At 60.9% G+C, this 1,403-nt stretch carries 1 protein-coding gene and 1 pseudogene; one reads left to right on the top strand and one right to left on the bottom strand.

All coding sequences use genetic code 11. The features are described from left to right. Window positions 1-984: RNA-guided endonuclease TnpB family protein (locus AZG88_RS10145; RefSeq protein WP_061697602.1), on the bottom strand; the 984-nt coding region annotated here is incomplete at its 3' end. 45 nt (window positions 985-1,029) lie between these two features. Between AZG88_RS10145 and tnpA the strand changes: the two are divergent. Beyond that, a pseudogene (gene tnpA / locus AZG88_RS49750) lies at window positions 1,030-1,329 on the top strand (IS200/IS605 family transposase); the annotation flags it as partial. Between the last annotated feature and the right edge of the window lie 74 nt (window positions 1,330-1,403).

Below are 1,403 nucleotides of genomic sequence, written 5' to 3'. Positions count from 1 at the left end.
CACCTGTACCGGCAGTCCTGCGGCTTGCGCCTTGTAGGTGATCTGGTCACGCAGTTGCGCGTATGCCCAGGAGTGCAGTTGTTGCCGTTGATTGCGTGCGAGCCGTACCCGGTCCCGGATCCCCGACAGGTCTTCTAGCGCGATTCCTTGACCGGTGCGTTGTGCTTGGGCAACAATCCTTTTCGAGAGTTGGTGATTGATGTCGGTGGCGTACCGAGTCTCCTTCCTACGCCGTTTCTTCAGCTTCCGTTTCGCGGACTTGGTCCCCACCTTTTGCAGCGCGGACCGCATGGTTTCGTTCTTTTTCCGGCGGGCGGTGACCGCACCACCAGACCACCGGACGTCGAGTTCGGCCGGGTCATCTGCTGTGGTCACCGCCAGGTTCACGATCCCCAAGTCCACGCCCAGCCACCCGGTGGGGTCGTCGGCGGGGACCACCTGATCCGGTGCGTCGGTATCGACGGTGGCGTGCAGGTAGAAAGATCCGTCGCGGAAAATCAGATCCGACTCGCCTTTGCGGTCGGCGAGCATTTTCAGCTGCCACGGCGCGCACACGAATCCGACGTTGCGCATCCGGCCCTCGGTCGTCCAGATCGACACCGTCGATCGATCGATCTGCCACGACAAGCACCGATCGTCAAACGGTTGGCCCGCGTCCTCGCGGAACACGATCGCCTTACCTGCAACCTTCGCATACCGTTTCGATTCCGGCGTGCCGTAATTCCCGTTAAGCAGGTTCGCTTTCCGGGTCGCGTACGCATCCGCGACTTTCTTGATGACCCGGATCGCCGGTTGCGCCGACAACCCCCGCGCTTTGAGCTGGGCATAGACCTGTTTCTGCAGCGCGAACGGGCGTCGATCAGTGGCGGTGTGCGCGAACTGCGAAACCATGTTCGCCCCCGCATTGCACAACTCTAGTGTCGATTTCAGCGCCACATACTGCTCTGGGGTGGGAGCCAGCTTCACGACAACGATCCGCTTCACACCCTGCGCCTTTCCCTGCTGATACCCATTGGTCTATGTCACCGGCAGATCATGGCAGAGGTGTGTGACAAGTTCGGCGCAACGTTGACCGAGTTCAGCGGAGCAACCGACCACGTCCACCTATTGATCCACTACCCACCCACCGTGCAACTCTCCACCCTGGTCAATAGCCTCCAAGGCGTCTCCGCTCGATACCTGCGCCACGAGTTCCCCGACCACATCCGGAAATACTTGTGGCGCAATCACTTCTGGTCACCGTCCCACTTCGCCGCCTCCGCAGGTGGAGCCCCACTCGCCATCATCGCCGAATACATCACCAACCAAAAACGACCAGAACCCACGAAAGAAAGCGACCCCGCTACGCGCTCGCGCAGACAGAATCAGCTTCCTCCCGGCCCTGAAGGGCCAGGCTTCCTCTG

The sequence above is a fragment of the Rhodococcus sp. LB1 genome (assembly GCF_001583455.1).
In the GTDB taxonomy this organism is placed as follows: domain Bacteria; phylum Actinomycetota; class Actinomycetes; order Mycobacteriales; family Mycobacteriaceae; genus Rhodococcus_F; species Rhodococcus_F opacus.
Note: the sequence above shows the minus strand (reverse complement) of the source record. Positions and strands in the feature narration are given on the sequence as shown.